A 19,731-nucleotide genomic window follows, 5' to 3' on the forward strand; every position below is an offset into this window, starting at 1 on the left:
CTTCACACCCCGAACTGCAGCTGCAAGAGATTCCTGTCGAGACGGAGCGTCCGTCCGTCCGGCAGGGTCTGCAGGACCTGCACTCCGTCGTAGTTGAGAACTTGCCGCAGTACTGCGGCAAAGCCGTCCGCACGGGTGGCCGGGTAATCGACGCGCTGCGCCACAGCCGTCACGGGCAGGGTACCTCCGGCCTCCAGGAGTGCCCGGATCGCCTTCTCCAGCTTGTCAATGGGAGGCTTGCGAGCCAGTAGCCCGACCTGATCCTGGAAGGCATCGGACACGAGCAATGCAGTGATCAGAGCATCGTCCGGCGCGACCAGAACGGGCGTGACGAGGGTCCCCTCGTGTTCGGCCGCCGGTACGAGAGCGACGTCGAACAGGGAGTCGTGCGTCTGGGCCAATTCGGCCTGTGCCTTCGTCGGCTTCTGCCGACTCTGTTTGTCCGGGAGAACGGGTGAAGCGGTGGTCTGGGCGCCGGTACGAAGCGGCGGCTGCTGCGCTTCCTCCAGGAACCACCACGCCGGACGCTGGTCGCCCAGCTCGCGCCAACTCTCGGGCGGCGTCGCTCCGAAGGGCAGGAAGGCGAGCACGGGGATCGTGAACTCCCGTAGGGATGCGCCTCCGTGGTAGCCCGCCTTGAGGGTGGTGTAGCGCGAGTCCGCATCCCACAGAGCGACGATCGAGCTGTTCGCCTCGGGCCAGACCACACGGGGGCCCGACAGCGTGATCTCCGCCTCCGACAGGGGTCCGCCGGGGGCGCGGTGCCGTGCCGAGTCCGGGGCCGCGGCATTCACCTTGACGTCGCGCCGGTCCACCACGTGGCCGTGGTCGCTGGTCAGGATCACTGCCATGCCCTGGGCGGCGGCCACCCGCAGCAGATCGCGCAGCCGCCCTATTTCATCGAGGTGCCAGGCGCCGTCACCGAGCTTCTGCTCCTTGGCGAGGCGGTCGTCGATGGTGTTGAGGACCACTGCGACATGGGTGCGCCCGTCGCCGAGGGCCTCGGTGAGGGCGGGCCCGAAGGTATCGCCGGAGCCCTCGGCACGCAGCTCGTCCTTGTGGAAGACCGCGGCGGGCGTTCCGTCCCAGAAGGCGTGGGTGGGGAAGAGCTTCTTCTCGTCGGCCTGCGTGCCCTTGGTCAGCCTTCCCGCGAACAGCGACGTACGACAGACCGTGGTCAGCGTGGGCAGAGCGGCGGCCATTGCGCGGCGGCGCGGGGCGCCCTCGTCCAGAGGATCGAACTCGGCCCAGGAGGCGCGCAGCTCCTCGGCCAGCTCGCCGGCGATCGCCGCGCTCATCCCGTCCAGGACCAGCAGGAGGACGCGGCGGTCGGTGCCCCGGCGTACGACCGGCTTCACGACCCGGTCGAGGAAGGTCTCCACCGTCAGCATCGAGCCCGGCCCGGTACCGGCGGAGGTCCAGATGGCCAAGGCGCGCGCGAAGGCGCCGTCGATCTCGTGCCGCTTGCGGCGCACCTGTTCACCGAGGGTGTCGTACGCCGACTTCAGGACGGGGGCCGGATCTCCACCCGCTTCGATGTGTTCGAGGGCGCTGTCCACCCACCCGGTCTCGGCGGTGTGCCGTTGGAGGGCGTCGGCGACGGTGTCCGAAGCGCCGGCCGGGTCGCCGGCCAACCACTGGGCCAACCGCTGTGCCATCCGGGCCCGTTCCACCCGCGCCAGTGCTTCCGGGCCTTCGGCGCGCTTGTGCTCTCCCAGAGCCCGTACGGCGTCCGAGACCGCGCGGGGCTGTCCATCGGCCAGCGCCCGGCCCACAGCCGCGAAGCGTGCCTCCAGACCTGCCGAGAGCAGTGCGCTGCTCTCGGCGGCATCTTCCGCACCGAATTGGCGGACCAGTACGGAGGCGCGGTCGAGGACGGTGTCGCTGAGCCGCCTGGCCTCACGCGAAGTCTCCGAGTCCCCGCCGCCGGTGCGGGCCGCGGACGTCAGCAGCGAGCCGACGTACTCCTCGGCGGCCACTCCGAACCGGGACACGAGCAGATCGAGCTCGTCGCCCTTGGCGAGCGGCTGCTCTCCGAACCACCGCTCGGCCCGCCCCCGGGCCCGGTAGGACACGGCGTCGGGCGCACAGTGGACCCACAGCGCGGCACAGACGAGACCGAAGGCCACCGCGTCCGCGCCGTGGTCGGCCGCGACGAGGGCGAGCAGCGCCCGCCCGGCGGGTCCGGCCTGGTCTTCTTCCCCCAGGAACGCGGTCAGTCCGTCCCGCTCGGGCCGCCGCAACTCCAGCAGGAGCTCGGGGCCGCCCGCGGCCAGGGACCAGGCGAACAGGGCGTGCGGGTCCAGGGCGTCACCCGCCGGCGCCCGGCCCGGGGCCTGCGTCTCGCTGTCGTACCTTCCGAGCCGGAGCCGGCGCAGGGCCAGGGAGGACAGGGCGGTGCGCCGGGAGAGCATGCCTCCGGCGACGGGCGGCCAGCCTCCTCCCTTCGGAGGGGTGGCGTCGAGGAGGGCTTCCGCGGCCCAGTTGGATTCCTTGAGCCGTGGGTCGACCTGCTGGGCGCGGAACGCGTCGCGGACCACGTCCCAGCTGTCGACGGTGTCGATGCGCTTCTTGTGGGCGCGCGCCAGGATGGCCGGGTCGAGCTCGTTCTGCTCGCGGTCGGTCAGGATGACGAGCACCGGCGGTCCGGCCGCCTTGTCGTCGAGGTGGTCGAGCAGGAGCTCGTGCACGGCGAGCGGCGAGGGCGCGGGCGCGATGCGAGCCCTCAGCCCGTCACTCCATGCGGGCTCGGCCGGGCCGTCCCACTGCGGCGCCGAGCGCAGCAGCACAGCGCGGCGGCGACCGCTCCCGGCCAGCGAGGTGGTGAGGGAGCTCTGTGACGACAGGTACTGGGTGACGGTCGCGAGGTTCAGCCGTACGGCGACCGTGGCGGAGGCGATGCTCATCCGCCGACGACCCGCCAGACGATCTCCACGGTGGCACCGGGCTCGGCCGCGGCCAGCTCGGCCAGCTCTGCCTGGAGTTCGGCCACCGCGCGCGAGGCCGTGGTCGTACGGGCGCCGCTCGTACGGCGCTTCTGCCCAGGGGCGGCAGACTTCTGCTGGGGGTCGAACGGGATCCGGGGATCGCTGGTGGTCGTGTTCAGCGAGACGTCGGAGGGTCCCGGGGCGGGGCTGGGAGATACGGGCGGCGCGGGCGGAGCGACTGCGCGGTTCCGCTTCACCAGGGCCAGGACCTCGCGCTGGGTGCGTACGAGGGCCTCCTCCAGCTTGTCCGTCCGCTGCTGCTCGCTGCGGGCCACATTGCGCAGGGAGTCAAGCAGCGCCTCGCCTTCGGGCCCCTCGGCCGAGGCCAGCTCCAGCGTGCTCCAGGACGCGGCGGCGAGCGCTTCGGCGACCTTGCGCGCCTGGGCGATGGACGTGCCGTACTGCTCGGCGCTCGGCTGCCCGAGGTCGAACCGGGCGAGGGCCTCCACCGTCTTCTTCGCACCGGCGGCGCCCTGACCCGACGCGGCGGTCACGGCCTTCAGCAGTTCCACGGCCTGCCGGGCGAGCGCGAGGCGACCGCTCTCGCCGGTCTGGTCGAGCTGCAGGAAACCGGCATGGGCCTCCAGCCGCTGGACCAGTTCGGCAGCGAACTCCTGGGCGCCGCGGGCCTGATCGGTGATCTGCCGGGCGAACTGGTTGACGATGCGGCCGCGCAGGATCGTCGGCGCCGGCCGTCCGAAGACGGCGGCGAAGCGCTCCCGGGCCATCTCCCAGTCCTCGGGGGAGGGCAAGGGCTGGCTGCGCAGGGCGTCGCGGTCCTTGATCTGCGTCAGTTCCGGGGCCGGGTCGAGGGGCATGCCCTCGCGCACCCAGACCCGGTCGTCCATCTCGGCGAAGGCCGCCACGACGAGCCGTGCGAGGAAGTCGGGCAGTCCCCGGGGGGACGGCTTGTCGATCCAGTCGGTGAGCGTGATCAGGGTCAGATCGCTGGTGACACCCTTGTCGCGGGCGAGCTGGCGGAAGTGGTCGGCCCAGAACGTCGACAGCTCGAAGTACGCCTCCTTCTGCTGCCCGAGGCGCATCGGACCGACGATCCGCCGCATCAGCGCCCGGTCTCCCGCCGGAACCTCGGTCCGGTGATCGCGCGCCTCGGCGGCGGCCCGGACGTGCCCGAAGACTTTCTTCGCGTCGGCGGCCTTGACGACCGTCCCGGTGTTCTCCGGGTCGAGCTCCGGGTGCTCCGGGAACTGGCTCGCGAGGAGCTTGCCGGCGATGTGGCGGACGCCGTCGCGCAGCGTCTGCCCGAAGGCGAGGGTGAGCCCCTCGACCTCACGCAAGGACTCCAGGTGGTCGCCGAAGCCCAGTTCCACGTCGGCAGGCTTCTTCTCGGCGAGTCCGTACGCCTGCTTGAAGGCCGCCTTGACGGTGGTGAGGAGCGTGTCGCGCTGGCTCTCCAGGAGTCCCTTGGCGCGGGCCCGGTTGTCGGCGTTCAGATGGCCGGCGTACTGGCTGTCGAAGCGCTGGTCGTCGGCCAGGGCCTTGTCGATGACGACGAGCCGGCAGAAGTCCGCGAACCGCTGGCTGGAGAGGTGGGTGGGCAGCCAGGCGACGGTGCGCGACCGCTCGTCCTGCTGCTTCTCGCGCAGGCGCCGGATGCGGTTGGCGTCCTCGACGGGCCCGTACTCGCCGTCGTCGAAGGGAAGGTCGATGGCGAGGCGCCAGCGTCCCTCCTCGCGGGGCACCAGGTCGTGGTCGGGGAGATCGTCCTCGTCCGCGAGGTTTCCGAAGATCACCTCGATGGCCCGGTCGGTGCCGCGCCAGACGAACTGCACTTCCTCGGTCAGCTTGCCGTGCGCGACGTCGAGCTCCTCGGCCAGTAGCCGCTTGGCGAGGGCCTGGCGGTTGCCCGGGTTGTTGTTGACGTTGGCGTTGGCGATGACCGAGTCGACGTCGACACCGGAGAGCTCCAGGCGGACGACCTGGTTGCCCTTGGGCCCAGTCACCTTGATCTCAGGGAAGCGCCCCGCCCAGTCGTCGACCTTGCTGCCGAGGATTCCGTACTCACGGCCGGGGATCGGGGCGACGACCGAGCCGTAGTTGAGCGCGGACAGCCGGCGGATCGTCAGATCGGCGAGGGCCGGGACGCTCGGGGCAAGTGCGGAGAGCAGTAGGGTCCCGACGATCCGGTTGTCGCCGACGAAGGTCTTCACCCGGCCGCGCAGCTCCTCGTCGGTGATGCTGCCGGAGCGCTGCGTGTACTGCTCGACGTCCTCCTCCGACACGTTGTACGTGGCGAGGAGGAACGGGCGGAGCTTGGTCCGGTACAGCTTGTCGGCGGCCTCGAAGACGACCTTGAGACTGTCGGTGAACGGCTTGTCGCCGCCCGCGGTGATCAGCGGGTACAGGTCGCCGACGGGGATCAGGTCGCCCAGGCGCAGCTCGTGGCGGTGGTCGGCGAGGAGCTGGCCCATCAGCTTCATACCGGTGCGGTTGCGCTGGAGCGCGGAGGAGACGTGGACGAGGGTGTCCATGAAAGCGGGGGAGAAGGGATAGGTGAGCCGGAAGCTCTCCTCGTCGGCCCCGACGCCGTCGGCCCCGCGGTCGGAGCCGAGGAGGGTGTCCCAGACTTCCTGGCGGACCTTACGGGTCTTCTCGAACTCGGTGGTGATGAGGCCGGCGGCCTCGGTGTCCTTGGGCTGGAGCAGGCGGGCGTGCGCGACCTGGGGGAGGTTGCGGTCCTCGAGCGTGATCTTGTCGAACCGGCCGGATGCCTGGTTGAGGGTGTCCTGGATGGAGGACTCGGCGGCCCCGGACAGCTCCTCGCCGACCAGCTCGCGCAGATCGCGCTGGCGGGCGATGAAGGACACGATCGGGATGGCCCGGCGGGCGTCGGCACCCTCCACGAAGTTGGTGATTTTGCCGGCCTCGCGGCCCACGAACTTCTGGTCGTGGATGAGGGTGGCCAGCCACAGGATCAGCTCGTCGAGGAAGAGGATGAGGCCGTCGTAGCCGATGGACTTCGCGTGCTCGGCGATCACGGACAGGCCGGCGTCGAGGGAGATGAAGCCGTGCTCGTTCTCGTGGGCGTTCTGCGTGAAGCCGGGCAGGAGATTGGTGCTGGCGTCCTGAACCAGGCGGGCGCGCAGCTCCACGGGGGTGGAGGGGGCGACGAGGTTGAGCGCGTACCCGGCCTCGTGGATCTCCTCGGCGGCGAGCGCGGTGTCGAGGAGGCTGGGCGTCCAGGCGAAGGACTCGCCCCACTCGTCGTCCTCGTCCGCCTCTCCGCCGATGGTGGCGAGCCCCTTGATGACGGCCTCATCGCCCATCCGCTCGCGCATGGCATGGATGTCGGCGAAGAGGGAGTCGGTGCGGTAGACCCGGGGGGTCGCCGCCTCGGGGTGAAGCTTCTTGACGTGGCTCACGTACGTCCCGAGGACCCGCTGCTCCAGGGCCTTCGCGCCGAGCATGTGGTACGGAACGAGGAGGAACTTCTTGCCGTCGGTGGTGAGCCACTCGTGCTTGGTGAGCACGGTGTCGAAGTCGGCGCGCTCGTGGGCGGCCGGGCTGCCGCTGAGGAGGGCGTGCAGGACGGCCATGAAGTGCGACTTACCGGAACCGAAGGAACCGTGGAGGTACGCGGCCTTGGAGGTGTGTCCGTCGAGGGAGGCCTTGATGAGGCCGAGGGCCTCGTCGAAGTTTTCCAGCAGCCGTTCCGTGACGACGTAGTCCTTGAGCGCGGCCTTGGCACCCTCGGGGGTGGTGGCCTCGGAGAGCTGCAGGACGAAGTCGGACGTGGAGATCGACTCCTTGATGTTGATCACATCGCGGAGGAGGGGCGGCTGCTGGGCCATTGCGCGTCTCGCTCACCTTCTGACGGCGTACGCCGTCGCAGTCCGTGCCGGTACGGGGAGGAAGTCCCCCGGGACATTGTCCGGCATCGGCGCTGGTTACGGGCCTGATGTGCGGAAACATCCCATGGAGCAGGATGGCGGCGACCACTGACAGCGAACGGCGGTCGCGGACCCGGCGGCCCGCTTCAGCCACCCGGACAGGGCCTGCTGCTCCGGGCGTTCACCTCCGCGAGGCGGGCACGGAGCACTTCGGGCGCGCTGACCGGCTCGGTGTCTTCCGATTCGGCTTCCCATGCCCGACCGCCGGTGAGGGGGCGGAGCCGGAGGTACGGGCCGATGCGGTCGGTGACGATGCCGAAGCGGTTGCGGCGGGTGTCCCGGACGGTGTCGCCGATGGCGGGGGTTGCGGCGTGCCCGGGGCTGGGGTGGGGGCCGTCGTCGGCCGTCACCGGGAGGCGCCCCGGGTGATCACTTCCGCGAGGGCGTGCGCCACGGGCGCGGAGCAGAGCCCGAGGTGGACGAGGGCGTAGCGGGTCTCGTCGGGATACGGGGTACGGACGTCCATGGCGGGCAACTGGATACCGGCCCGGGTGAGGGCGGTAGCGAGGGCGTCGCGGGCGTCCAGGGCTTCCTTGATCTTGCGATGGGCGGCGGTGGTGGAGGAGCGGGGAGTGGGCATGGCGGTCTCCTTCGGCTGACGGTGAGCTGTTTCCCGGGCCGGGGGGCTGGCGTGGATTACGGTGCGTAGCCCGGGCGCTACGAGCATGGACCCCGCGGGAGGCTTGCGACATCGTGGACGGGGTCTGGTTCCCCGGCCGGCGGCGGTAGTTCCACACCTTCCACGGAGACCAGGGAGGAAGCCGCGATGCCACCACGCCGGGTGATCACGGGCCGCAGCCAGGAGCCACGGCGACGGTTCGCGCAGGAGCTGCGGCAGCTGAGGGCGGGCAGCGGAGCGAGCCAGCGGCAGCTGGGGGAGCGGCTGGGGTGGGACTGGTCGCTCTTCGGGAAGATGGAGAAGGGCGAGACCCTGGGCGGGCCGGAGGTAGTCCAGGCGCTGGACCAGCATTACGGGACTGCCGGGATGCTGCTCGTTCTGTGGGAGCTGGCGCGCGGGGACAAGACTCAGTTCAAGGAGCGGTACCGGCGGTATATGACGCTCGAGGCCGAGGCGGTGAGCCTGTGGCACTTCGCGGTGAGTGTGCTGCCGGGGTTGCTGCAGACACGGGGCTATGCGGCGGAGTTGCTGGCATCAGGCGGACTCAGCGGGGGTGAGTTGGCGCAACAAGTGGAAGCGCGGATGGGGCGGCGGGACCTTCTGGAGGCGGAAGGTGCACCACCGTTCCGGACGATCCTTTCGGATGCGGTGCTCAGAACACTCCTCCGGGATCCGAAGGAGTGGCGGGAGCAACTGCAGCACTTGGTTGAGCTGTCGGGGCGGCCGAACCTGACGCTTCAAGTACTCCCACAGCAAGCCGGGTTGCACGGTCTATCGACCACGGACGTCATGTTCCTCCGGCTGCACAGCGGACGTACCGTGGCGTACACCGAGCACGGCTATGGAGGCGAGCTCATCGAGGACAACGCCGCAGTAGAGCGCATGCAGCGTGCGTGCGATGCGACGCGTGACCTGGCGCTTTCCCCGGCCGCGTCGCGGAAATCCATCCTGCGCATGTTGGAGGAAGTGCCGTGCGATCCATCGACCTGAGTGCCGTGACCTGGCGCAAGAGCAGCTACAGCAACCAGGACGGAGGCCAGTGTGTCGAGGTCTCAGATGACTTCGCCGCCGTCGTCCCCGTGCGGGACAGCAAGGCCCCGCACGGTCCGGTACTCGTGTTCCTGGCGGGAAGCTGGTCGGCCTTCGTCACCGCCGTCAAGGCCTACCAACTGCCCCGCTGAGGAGTGACCACAACCAGACGCTCTCCGAGAACCTTCGGGTTCTCGGAGAGCGTCAGTGTCACTGGTGTCTCTACCTCTCGGTGGTACGGCGTCCTCGGGTCGCGGCGGCCGGGCGCCAGACACGCAGATCGTCGTCGGTCAGCCCGTGCTCGCCCTGCACCATCTGCCGGTCGCCCCGGAAGAAGGCGGCCGGCGAGGCGCCGAAGTTCGCGTCGAACTCGTCGTGCCACTGCTCAAGCCAGGGCTGGAGCTCCAGCAGCCCGGCGAGGAACGGCGTCAGCTCCTCGGAGGTCAGTGCCTCGTGGGAGGCGATGTAGGCGTCGAGGGCGTACGCCTGCTCCCGGTGGTCCCAGCCGGCCCAGCCGTAGAGTTCGGGCGTGGGGGTGTTGGTCTGCCCGTACGAAATGAACCGCTCCTTGGGCACGTCGAGCTTGCCGCGGGCCTTCCAGTAGGAGGGCCGCAGGAAGTCCGCCGAGGTGTACTTCGGCGGTACGGGGATCGTGTCCCGGATCTTCCGCTTGGCCGGCTCGTCCGGGGCGGCGTCCTCCTGACGCTGGAGGTCCCAGACGTGCTCCCAGTCCTCGCGCTTCTTCAGCCCGGAGGGCTTGTAGCGCAGGGCGGAGAGAAAGGGCACGTGCTCCTCAGCCATCAGCTCGGAGACGACGGCGGGGAGTTCCTTGCGGGGCGCGTAGATCTTGGCGACGGAGACGAAGTCCTCATCGCGCGAGAGAACATCGGTGAGCCGCGAAATGCTGACAAGGGCGGGCATCCCGTTCTCATCGAACCAGTGGTCACGATTCTCGATCCGGTCAAGCAGCCAGGACCGAAGTGCCTTCTCCTGAAGCGCATCCCACCCCTCGGTGGCCCACCGCCGCTTGTACTCAGGCCGTTCGACCATCCCGATGGCGCGGCTGGACTCGATGGCGTCGATGCGCTTCTGCACGACTTTGCGGTAGGGAGCGGGCCAGTGGGAGGGGATATCAGTGATGGGTGTGGATCCGTGCCGCTTGAACCATTCACCACTAGCTTCGCCTGCGGCAACCCGTCGCGCAAGAGCGATCTCGAAGGCGCGCTCGCCGAGAGCGAGAGCGGGAATATCTCGCGAGTTGGGGTCCTCGGTGACGCGCAAGTCCTCGGGGTGAAGCTCGTAGAGCGAGTAGACCTGCCAGTCGAGTTCCTCTTGGAGCGCGATCATGCGTGCACGGATCGCGTGCCAGGTGGCACCGGTGTCGCGGAGGGCGGGGGAGTTAGGGATGGCCTCGGCTACGAGCGCGGAAGGGCTGGCGTGGGTGAGTTGTTGAGCGAGAGTATCTAGGGCGGTGGCGAGCGCGGTGGGGTAGGTCGAGGGAAGGGGGAACTGAAGAAGTGGTGTGCTGTTGTACTGGTAGAAGTCCTCAAATGGAAGAGTGCTCTGACGTGCTCCCTTCGCATCTACGGTGCTGCCCATGTTGTGACTTACCTGCTTCATCCAGAAACCAGTCGTGGAGCTGTTGAGCAATCCGAGCAGCCCCAAATGAGCTCCTTCAGTCGCCTCCTCTCGTAGCTTGATCACAGGCGCGGAACGGTTGAATGTTTTTCCGCCCCGATCCAGGACGAAATGATTATGTGTGGCTACGAATGAAAATGTGATCGTCCACCCGTGCGCCCCAGGGCTTGGAGTTGTCTGATGCCATTCGTACCACTGGCGTCCATCCGAGAAGTAGGTCCCTTTGGAGAATGTCGCTCGAGTTCCCAGTATGGTTCGCCCAGGCCAGAGCCATTTGAAGGTGCCAGATTTTTTCGGCAGCTCAAGGAGTGTGAGATCGCGGCTATACGGGAAAAAACTAAACGTATTTCCCGTGTACTCCCAGTCTCGAAGTTCGTCGCCTAGTACGAGATCTTTGCCAAAATCTTTTTCGGCTCCTCGTCGAGTCCATGAGGACTCTGTGGCGAACATAATGTCGTCGGCATTCGTCATGCCGAAGACTCCAAGGCGGCTGGTCAATGAGCCAAGGGTTGCCGCCCGGGCGCTGTTGAGCTGCTCAACCACCTCAAGGCCGCCGTTAGTCAAGATCCACGGGTGCTTGCCGAAGTAGCGGCTTCGGTTCAAATCGTCAACCGAGGCCCACTGGCTTACTGACCCCGGTTTTTCGATCTGCTCAACGATTGCACTCCATACCCTGCCATATTGCCCATCGGGGGGCGTGGATGGCTCACCCTGCACACTGCGCATAGTGCGGACGGTTTCAGACCGGCCGTTACCCCCTCGGGGTTTGCCGATCAGAATAACGGTTGGGGTTCCGTGTCCGGGAATGTACGCCCCGGACGTGTCGATGACTTCGGTAAGCTCTACTTCATGGCCGAAATAAGTCTCGAGTAGCTTTGTGCCGAACTCTCTCTTCATGAAGGAACTCGCCGTAATCTGACCGACGGTGCCGTACCCCTGCCCCTCGATGTCTCCTTGCTTGGCTAGTTCGAAGAATCGCTGAGCGAACGGAACTGACAGGGCGTACTTCCCGGCGCAAGCCTTGTACAGGTCCCGGTACAGCTCGTTTAGCTTCTTGTCCTTAACTGTGATGTACGGCGGGTTTCCTACCACTACGTGGTACCGCCCCTGGCGGAGGATCTCAGGGTGCTCGTGTACGTCCTCTGTCACGTACTTGAACTCGGCCAGTTCGTCAGCACCTTCGTCCTCCGAGCCTTCAAAGAGGTTTCCCTGCTGGTGCCGGTGCTTGATGAGCGAGTCTCCGACCGCCAAGTGCACTGGCCATTCGTACTTCGCGGCCTCCGGCATGGTCCGGACGCCACTCGAAGCCATCGCAGCGACCAGCAACCGGAATCGGGCAATGGCCACCGCGAACGGGTTCAGGTCCACCCCATGCACCGAGTCCAGTGCGGCGCGAACCCGCTCATAAACGTCCAAGCCCGGCTGCCCCTCGCTCCACAGCCGCACCAGCCGCCGGAACGCACCCAGCACGAAGTGGCCCGACCCGCACGTCGGGTCGATCATCTTCAGGTTCTCGTACCCGAACTCGCGGACCGCCGGGTCCATTGTTCGGTCGAGGATGAACTCCTCCACGAACTCTGGGGTCTGGAGGAGGGCGTACGTCTTCCGAGCTGCCTCGCTCAGGTCCTGGTACAGGTCGCCCAGGAAGCGCGTGTCCCAGCCCTCCGTGCCGTCTTCGTTCAGCTTGTCCGTGAAGTCGTGGACCAGGACTCCCGCTTCGTCGCGCTCGCGCCAGAACGCGATCAGGTCCCGCGCCCCATCGTGCGACAGCGGGATCTGGAAGAGCGGGTTGTGCTTGCGGTCGAAGAGGAGGCGGCCCGCCTGGCCGGCGCCCAGGTCTGCGAATGCGCGCTCCAGCCAGCCGCGGAAGGTCGGGTCCGTATCCTTCGCCACGTACTCCTCGTACCGGGCCAGCGCCAGGTCGCGGCGGTCCGGGTCCGGGGCCGTCAGGTACGGCTCCGAGATGAGCTCGTTGTCCTCGCAGAAGCGGACGAAGACCGTGCCCAGGACCCAGGCCACCGCGACCTGCGTGACCCGCTCGTCCAGCCAGGAGTTCCACGTTGCCGCCGTGCGGCCCAGCTTGCGGGCCTGGTCGTATTCGGCGCGCAGGCGGGTGCCTACCTCCGCCACGGCCTTGACCTGCTTGCCGAGGTCTGTCTCGACCGCTTTGACCTGCTGCTTCAGGTCGTTCAACAGGGCCTTGCGGTCGATCACTTGGTGTCTCCCTCGGTTCCGTCAGTTACTGCCGTCTTGCTCGTACTCGGGTCCTTGACCCATGAGTCCGGAAGTTCGATCCACTCGCCCAGCCCCGCCTGGTACGCCACCGCGACCTGGCTCAGCTTCGGCTCCCGTGCCGGGTCGCCCTGCGGGACCAGCAGCCACAGGCCGCGGCCGCCCTGGCGGGCTGCCTCCGCGAGGCGGTCCAGTACGCCCATCGCGTCGTAGCGGGCGAAGGCCGCGGCCTCTGTCAGGAGGACCGGGCCGGTGCCGGCAGCGGGGGCCAGGAGGCTGCGGATCTGCGGTTCGACCATGCCCCACGCCGTGCGGGCGTACTCCGCGAACTTCACCGCGCCCCGCGAGCCCGCCTCCGCAACGTCCGCCTTGAGGAGGGTTTCCCACGTCGGCTTCGAGCCCTCAGGGGCGAGCACGTGCATCGCCTCTAGGAACAGGGCCGTCACCGAGACGGCCTGGGCGCTGATGGGGGACGCGGCCAGGGCGCGCGTCGCTTCCTCCGGGCGGTGGTGGTGGACGGTGAGGACGCGGTAGCCGTCGCGGCGGGCGGATGCGGCCAGGCGTTCCTTCGCGCGGACGGCGCCCGCCAGGACCGGGTCGTCCGCGTAGAGGGTGACCGCACCCGGGTCCGTGGCCTGGCGCCAGGCGCCCGTGGTCAGGTAGCTGGAGGCGCTGTCCATCCGGGTCGGGAGGTAGCGCAGGGTCTTCGTGTCCTCGCGCGTGGACAGGGTGAGGTCGAACCCTGCGTCACGGAGGGCCTTCGTCAGGGGGCCGGCCGTCGGGAGGTCGTGGGTGAAGCCGCCGCGGGCGTCGGGCAGGACCAGTTCCGGGAAGCGGGCCCGGACGCGCTCGTGGACGTCTTCGCCGGTGACGCCGGGCTGGCGGGCCTCCGGGACGTTCGGAATGAGGCGGACCAGGCCGGCCTGGGTGAGGCGCAGCGCCCGGACGAGGGAGAGGTCGCGCGGGTAGATCTCCAGGCGGGGCGTGGCCGCCGCGTTGAGGGAGGCGGCCGCCGCCAGTTCCACCAGGCGGCGCTCGTCCCATTCCACCGACCCCGGGGGAGTGGTGAGGGCGCCCAGCTCGCTCAGGACCGTGGTAGCTGTGGGGAGGGTTTCCAAGCGGGCCAGCCGGTCGGCCGTCTTGCCCAGGCGAGTGGCGTAGTCGAGCAGGCCGGGGGCCGTCGGGGTGTCCGGGGCGTCGTCCTCGCGGACGTCCAGGGCCAGCAGGCCCGCACCCAGCGCCTCCTCCGTGGCCTTGCGGTTGGGCTGCTGCTGGAACTCGGCTTCCTCCGGGTCCAGTTGCTCCACCTCCACCACTGCCCGTACGGCCGCCAAGGCGAGGGCTCGGCGCTGCTCGCGCTCTGCCAGCTGAGTACCACGGCGTACGGCGAGCGCGTCGGCGATCTCGACGGCCGAGGCGACCCGGCCCAGGTCGGAGAGGAGGTCCATAATCTCGGCGCGCAGGGCCTGTACCGCCGGGTGCTTCTTCCAGCGCTTGCGCTCCTCCTTGAGGAGCTGCGGGATGCGTCCGGCCGACAGGCCGAGGGCGTCCGCCACGTCCTTCTGCTTCGGCCAGACCCCGATGTCCGGGAGGTCGCCGTGTGCGTTGGGCAGGCGCAGGAGGAGCCGGACGGTCTCGACCTTGTTGTGGTTCGAGCGGTTGTTGTTGAGCTCCGGGACGAAGATCGTGGCCAGGGTGTCCAGGCTTACGGCCCGCAGCGCGGAGCTGGTCAGGCCGCCGGCACCGGCCCCGGTGGCCAGCGGGCCGAGTAGTGCCGACTCCGTGGCGGACAGCTGGGCCAGTTCCTCCTTGGCCTCCGCCCGGCCCCGCGGGGTGAGCGGCGACACCGGAGTTTCGCGCAGGCGCTCGCCCCACTCCCGCTGGCGGCGCTGCACCTCGCTGCGGGTCTTCGCACCCAGGCCGGGCGCGTTGAGGAGCTTGCGGCGGCTGTAGTCCAGGAGTTCACCGACCGTGGTGACCTCGAGTCCGTACAGGAACGCCTCCGCGGCCGGGGTGAGACCGGCGGCCGACAGGTGGGTGTCCCGCGTGACCTCCGCCGCCAGCTGCTCGCGCTGCTGCTCCGCGGTCCGCGGTTCGGCGTCCGCGATGGAGGCCTGGCCGCCGGAGGTGCCGGCAGCGGCGGAAGCGTCCTCTGCCGGCTCCAGGTGGCGGGAACGGTGACTTGACGGGACGATCTGCGAGGCGTCCAGGAAGACCTTCTTCCAGGCGTCCCGCATCGGCTTCAGCTCGGGGTAGCGCTGGGAGGCGTCCCGGTGCAGGGCCTTCTCGAAGAAGGCGACCAGACCGTCGCGCACGCCCGGCTCAAGGGCGTCCTTCGCGATGGTCGGGTACGGGTGCTGCTTCGGGTCCGTCATCCGTGGCAGCACCGAGCCGTCACCCCACTTGGGGAGCTCGCCCGAGGCCATCTGGTGCAGGGTGACCGCGACGGCATATCGCTCGGCGTGGGAGTCGTAGGCGGTGCGGGTCAGCGTTCCGATGAACGGGTCGAGATAGCCCTCCGTACCGGCTTCGTAGTCCTTCGCCGGGTATCCGGCCAGGGAGAAGTCGATGAGGACGAGCTCGCGGGTGCGGTTCGGGCGGATGCGGATGGCAATGTTGTCCGGCTTGATGTCGCGGTGCCAGACGCTCTCGCCCTCCAGGAAGTCGACGGCGCCGAAGAGGTAGTCGCCATACGCCTCCAGCTGGTCGATCTGGAGTCGCCCGCTCTCCCGGAGCTGGCGGGCGACCGTCTCCTCGCGGCGGCGGGTACGGGGAGCCGCGGACTCCTCGTTCTCGCCGGACTCCTCCCGCTCGTCGCCCACGTACTCCAGGGCGAGGAGGGTGCGGTCGGCGATCTTCAGGGGTTCAGGTTCCACGAGCCGGATGACACGGGAGTCGGCGCGCAGACGCCCCATGATCTCCGCCTCGTGGGCGAGGATCTCGCCCCGGCTGTCGGAGAGCGCCACCTTGAGGACGGCCAGGGGGCGGGTCTTGCGAGCCTCGGCCTCCAGGTCGCGTACGAGGAAGGCGCGGCTGGTCGAGCCGGTGCCCAGACGGCGCCGGACCTGCCAGCGTCCGCCGAGTACGTCGCCGGCGACGGCTTCGAGCGGGTCCTTCTCGGGGGCTTCCGGGGGTGGGGGCGAGGCGGGTGCCGTGAGGGAGTCCTCTACGAGCTCCAGCATCTCCAGGAACTCGTCGACGGTGGAGAGTCGCTGGCCTGGCCGGTAGGCGGTGGCCGCCTGCACCAGGTCGTCGATGTCCTCGGAGAGGCCGTCCACCAGGGAACTGGGGCGCAGGCCCTCGCCCGCTTCGAGGCGGGTCAGGAGTTCTGCCTGGCTGGCGGCCGGGGCCTTGCCGGTGACTAGGAGGTAGGTGAGGACGCCGAGGCCGTAGACGTCAAGGTAGACCGGGTCGGCGTTGAGGGCGGTCAGCTCCGGGGCGAGGTAGGGGTCGGAGCCCTCCGGCAGGTGCATCGCCGACAGCGCGGTCGGGGCGAAGCGGGTCATGCCCTGCCCGGAGCTGCCCGTGCCGCTGCGCTGCGTGGCGATCTGCCAGTCGGAGATCTGCAGGTGCGGGGAGAGCCAGGCGGCGTCCTCGCCAATGCTCTGCCCGTCGCGACCGCGGTTGCGCGGCAGGACGTGCACGGAGCGGGCGGCGAGGGCCCGGTGGTGGATACGGCTGGAGTGTGCGGAACGCATCGTCTCGGCGAGCTGGCGGACCAGGGCCATGCGGCCGAGGATGTCGAGCTTCTCCCCGTACTGGAGGAGGTACTCGTCCAGGCGCAGGGTCTGCGGGTGGTAGTCGAAGATCAGGGCCGGGCCCCAGGAATGCCCTGACGGGTCGTACTGCTTGAGCTGGACGACGCCGGGGTGCCGGAAGCGGCGCAGGACTGCTGCCTCGCGGCGGGCGGCACTCTCCACGGACTGCCGGATGGAGCTGTCCGAGCCGCGCTCGCGCAGGTAGATGCGGACGCGGGCGACCTCCGGGAGCTCGGTGTGCTCGGCCAGGTAGTCCGCCCAGGTCTCGCCGGAGTCGAAGGCCTTGCGCTTCAGCTCGTACGGTCCGACCTTGTACTTGGCATCGCTGGGGCGGACACCGACCCGCTCCAGGGCCGTCTTGATCTCGCGGGAGTCGATGGCGGTGATGCGCCGGCGTTCGTCGCGCGGGGGATCGTTCAGCATCGCCACCAGCTCGGTGACGGTGTACACGCCGTTCTCGTCGTGGGCGGGGAGCCGTACGCGCAGGTCGTCGGCGGTGAAGCAGACGGCCTCGGCGACCCAGACGCGCTTGCCGTTCTGGCCGAGCAGCCCCGCCAGCTCCTTGGCCTTCTTGTTGACCAGGTGGAGGGGGTTGCCGTGTGAGACGCGGCGACCGTTGGGCGTGGTCTGGACCCAGGTGCCGTTCTCGCTGGTCAGAGAGCCGTGCCAGTTCTTCAGCTCGATCATGCAGACGCCGCCGGGGGCGATGACGAGGAGGTCGATCTCTCGTACGTGTCCGGTGTTCGCGGTGAAGGTGAAGTTCGACCAGGCGCGCCACGGGTCGGAGTCCGGAAGTTTCTCGCGGATGGACTCCAAGCCCCGGTGCTCGTGCTCGTACTCGGACTCGGTGACCGTGGTCCACCGGCCTTCCCGCATGTGCGGCCCCCGCTTCATCACTTCGTCGCTACGCGCTGAGAGCTGACCGGCTCGGCCATCCGGCGGTAGAGAAAGCTCTCCGGAGATCCTAACGGTGGGCGGTGACATCCGGGGCAGCTGCGACGAACCGGGCAGGGAGCTGCTGGGGGTGCGGCCCCGTGTGATCCGGCCATGATGGCTGTGGTTTCGGCCGACGGCCGTGGCGGTGTACCTGAGCGTTGGGCCGTTCCTTAAGATCACCGGAACCGAATGCGGCCCGACAGGCTTCCGACTAGGACATGCCCCCACCCGCACGAGTCACTCGTGCCCTGGGGGAACCACCTCGTGTCCATGCTCCTGCTGAAATTGTCGGCGCAAGATCTACTGACGCTGAACGCCCGACGCCGTATGGTCCCGCACCTTGCCGCCCGGTGGCGGCACTTCCGGGGGGCCGACGCCTCACTGTCGGAACGGTCCGCGTGGGCGGAGAGCCTGGTCAGCCTTGCGAACGACCTTGTGGCGGCAGGGCGAGGAAACGTGGAGATGATCGTCGAATGCGCAGCGACGATCGACGAGAGTGACCGGCCCGGTGATCCACGGCTCATCGACGTCGTCCTGGTGGGCCGGCATCCGGAGCGGAGCGGGCCGTCCGTGCAGTTGGTCGAGTTGAAGCGCTGGTCGATGGTGACCCGGGTGGAGAGGGCCACCGCGGAGCTGGTCCACGTGACGGGAATGGGCGAGAAGAAACACCCGGCCCTCCAATTGCGCGAGTACTACCGGGCGTTCACGAGCGAACGCGGCCCCTTCGGGAAGCTCGAGGTCGCGTGCGGCGGATTCGCCTACCTGCACAACGCCACGGACGATTCGGTGCGCCCCCTGATCGACGTGGATGCGCCGATGGGCGCCTACGCCCGCGTCTACACGCGTGACCGACGGGACCAGTTGCTGTCCGACCTCCGCAGCCACTTCGCGGAAGACGGTGCCATGTCCCAAGCGGAGACGATGCTGCAGAGGATGGGCCTGCGTAACACGCCCCTGCTCGACGCGATGATCGAGTCCCGCGGAGACGACACCGTATTCACCCTGCGGGGAACGCAGAAAGAGGTCGCTGATCAAGTCCTGGAGGCCGCGGCCAAGGTGCTCCCGGATCCCGAACGTCCTGCCCTCGTCCCGGACGAACGGCGAGTGGTCTTCCTGGTAACGGGTGGAGCTGGTACGGGCAAGAGCGCGATCGGCCTCCAGATCAAGGCGGAGCTGGAGGCGCAGGGACGGACGGTCAAGTACGCGAGCGGCAGCAGAGCCTTCAACGGAGCACTTCAGGAGCACGTCGGTTACGGAGACCGGGAGTTCAGGGAGTCCTTCACCTACTTCAGTAACTTCGTCACCCCTCCGGACCCGCCGCTGGACGTGTTGATCTGCGACGAGGCGCACCGTCTTCGTGATCGGTCCACGAACCGGTTCTGGAAGCCGGAGGACTGGGGCACCGGCCCGCAGGTCGACGAGCTCCTGGCGGCATCGCGGCTCACCGTCTTCTTCCTGGACGAGGGCCAGTCGGTCCGGCCGAACGAGGTAGGCACCGTAGCCCTCATCGAGGACGCGGCCCGGCGGCACGACGCCCGCCTCGTCCCGAGCAACCTCCGGGAGCAATTCCGGTGTGGCGGTAGCGACGAATACATCCGCTGGGTACGGGCGGTGCTCGGCGTCTCCGGCGAGCCCGTCGAGCAGTGGCGGCCGGACGGACTGATGCACATCGAGGTTGCCGACACTCCCGAGGAGCTCGAAGGGATCATCCGTACCGAAGCACTGGCCGGCGCCTCCGGACGTATGGTCGCGGGCTACTGCTGGCCCTGGACGAAGCCGCTCGGCAAGGAACGAAGGCTGGAGCCCGATGTGCGGATCGGCGACTGGCACCGACCGTGGAACGCCGACAGCGACAGCTACTGCGAGGACGGCCAGGCGCCACCGGCGAAGACCTGGTCCGTCGATGCGAACGGTCTCGGACAGATCGGCTGCGTGTACACGGCGCAAGGTCTCGAGTGGGACTGGTGTGGAGTGATCATGGGCGAGGACATGGTGCGCCGTGGGGACCAGTGGGTCTTTCGCCGGGGCAAGGAGCGCATGGAGGAGGGCTCGAAGATCAAGCGGGTGGGCCTGCCCGGCTCCTTCGACCCCAAGGTGCGTCCGGGCAGTGTCGACGACGACGAATTCGCCCGGCTGATCCGCCACGCCTACCACGTGCTCATGACCAGGGCCAGCCGCGCGACGGTGCTGTACTCCACCGATGCCGAAACGCGGGCGTACCTCAAGGAACTCGTCGGCGAGGTCGAGATCCACGACTTGCGCCCCACCTGGGCGAACCTGCCACCGGAGGCCCGCAAGCCGCATCTTCCGAGGCCGCGCCGAGGAGCGGGCAGTCGAGGCAAGCGGAAGCGGAAGGCGAGTGAAGTGAAGGGTCCGGATCTGAGGCTGTTCTGACATCGAACGTCGAGGAACTGGGCAGCGGGCTCGCCGGGCCCGCCACCCGCCTGCATCAGAAGAGCAGGCTCGCAATCGCGGCCAGAGTCGCCACCAGAAGGTTGGAAACGACTCCCGCAGCGATGTCGATCAGGATCTCGCGGATCCGCTCACGACGCGCAGACTTGTACTCGACCGAGGTCATGGCCACTCCAGAGCAGTGAGATGCGGAATGGAAGGGGGGACGC

At 68.7% G+C, this 19,731-nt stretch carries 10 protein-coding genes; 3 read left to right on the plus strand and 7 right to left on the minus strand.

What is annotated here, in order from left to right; genetic code table 11:
* Nucleotides 1–2: 2 nt before the first annotated feature.
* The 4 genes from pglZ to ABZY57_RS02910 form a co-directional block, all read right to left on the minus strand.
* Nucleotides 3–2,906: a BREX-2 system phosphatase PglZ gene (gene pglZ, locus ABZY57_RS02895; protein WP_356507456.1), complete on the minus strand. Its 2,904-nt coding sequence runs from the start codon at nt 2,904–2,906 to the stop codon at nt 3–5.
* A complete protein-coding gene (locus ABZY57_RS02900) occupies nt 2,903–6,799 on the minus strand; it encodes a DUF6079 family protein (RefSeq protein ID WP_356507458.1) in 3,897 nt (1,298 codons plus the stop codon). The genes pglZ and ABZY57_RS02900 overlap by 4 nt, the downstream gene beginning before the upstream one ends.
* A 185-nt stretch (nt 6,800–6,984) precedes the next feature.
* Nucleotides 6,985–7,248 carry a hypothetical protein gene (locus ABZY57_RS02905; protein ID WP_356507460.1) on the minus strand — a complete coding sequence of 88 codons (264 nt, stop codon included), beginning with the start codon at nt 7,246–7,248 and terminating at the stop codon, nt 6,985–6,987.
* Nucleotides 7,245–7,478 carry a hypothetical protein gene (locus tag ABZY57_RS02910; RefSeq protein WP_356507462.1) on the minus strand — a complete coding sequence of 78 codons (234 nt, stop codon included), beginning with the start codon at nt 7,476–7,478 and terminating at the stop codon, nt 7,245–7,247. The genes ABZY57_RS02905 and ABZY57_RS02910 overlap by 4 nt, the downstream gene beginning before the upstream one ends.
* A gap of 186 nt (nt 7,479–7,664) precedes the next feature.
* Here ABZY57_RS02910 and ABZY57_RS02915 point away from each other — a divergent pair, with 186 nt between their 5' ends.
* Together ABZY57_RS02915 and ABZY57_RS02920 are read left to right on the plus strand one after the other, a co-directional pair.
* A complete protein-coding gene (locus tag ABZY57_RS02915; protein ID WP_356507464.1) occupies nt 7,665–8,507 on the plus strand; it encodes a helix-turn-helix transcriptional regulator in 843 nt (280 codons plus the stop codon).
* Nucleotides 8,489–8,698, plus strand: a complete 210-nt coding sequence (locus ABZY57_RS02920) for a DUF397 domain-containing protein (protein ID WP_356507466.1) — start codon at nt 8,489–8,491, stop codon at nt 8,696–8,698. Before ABZY57_RS02915 ends, ABZY57_RS02920 begins: the two co-directional genes overlap by 19 nt.
* Nucleotides 8,699–8,768: 70 nt before the next feature.
* Here the strand turns inward: ABZY57_RS02920 and pglX are convergent, their stop codons facing one another.
* Nucleotides 8,769–12,398, minus strand: coding sequence for a BREX-2 system adenine-specific DNA-methyltransferase PglX (gene pglX / locus ABZY57_RS02925; RefSeq protein ID WP_356507468.1), 3,630 nt, complete (start codon nt 12,396–12,398; stop codon nt 8,769–8,771).
* A complete protein-coding gene (pglW, locus tag ABZY57_RS02930) occupies nt 12,395–17,050 on the minus strand; it encodes a BREX system serine/threonine kinase PglW (RefSeq protein WP_356507470.1) in 4,656 nt (1,551 codons plus the stop codon). The genes pglX and pglW overlap by 4 nt, the downstream gene beginning before the upstream one ends.
* Nucleotides 17,051–17,380: 330 nt before the next feature.
* Between pglW and ABZY57_RS02935 the strand changes: the two genes are divergently transcribed.
* Nucleotides 17,381–19,504 (plus strand): DUF2075 domain-containing protein, encoded by a 2,124-nt coding sequence (locus ABZY57_RS02935; RefSeq protein WP_356507606.1) that lies wholly within the window; start codon nt 17,381–17,383, stop codon nt 19,502–19,504.
* Nucleotides 19,505–19,559: 55 nt separating this feature from the next.
* Here the strand turns inward: ABZY57_RS02935 and ABZY57_RS02940 are convergent, their stop codons facing one another.
* Nucleotides 19,560–19,688, minus strand: coding sequence for a DUF6408 family protein (locus tag ABZY57_RS02940; protein ID WP_234392375.1), 129 nt, complete (start codon nt 19,686–19,688; stop codon nt 19,560–19,562).
* Nucleotides 19,689–19,731 lie beyond the last annotated feature (43 nt).

The sequence above is a fragment of the Streptomyces sp. NPDC006450 genome (genome assembly GCF_040612195.1).
GTDB lineage: Bacteria > Actinomycetota > Actinomycetes > Streptomycetales > Streptomycetaceae > Streptomyces.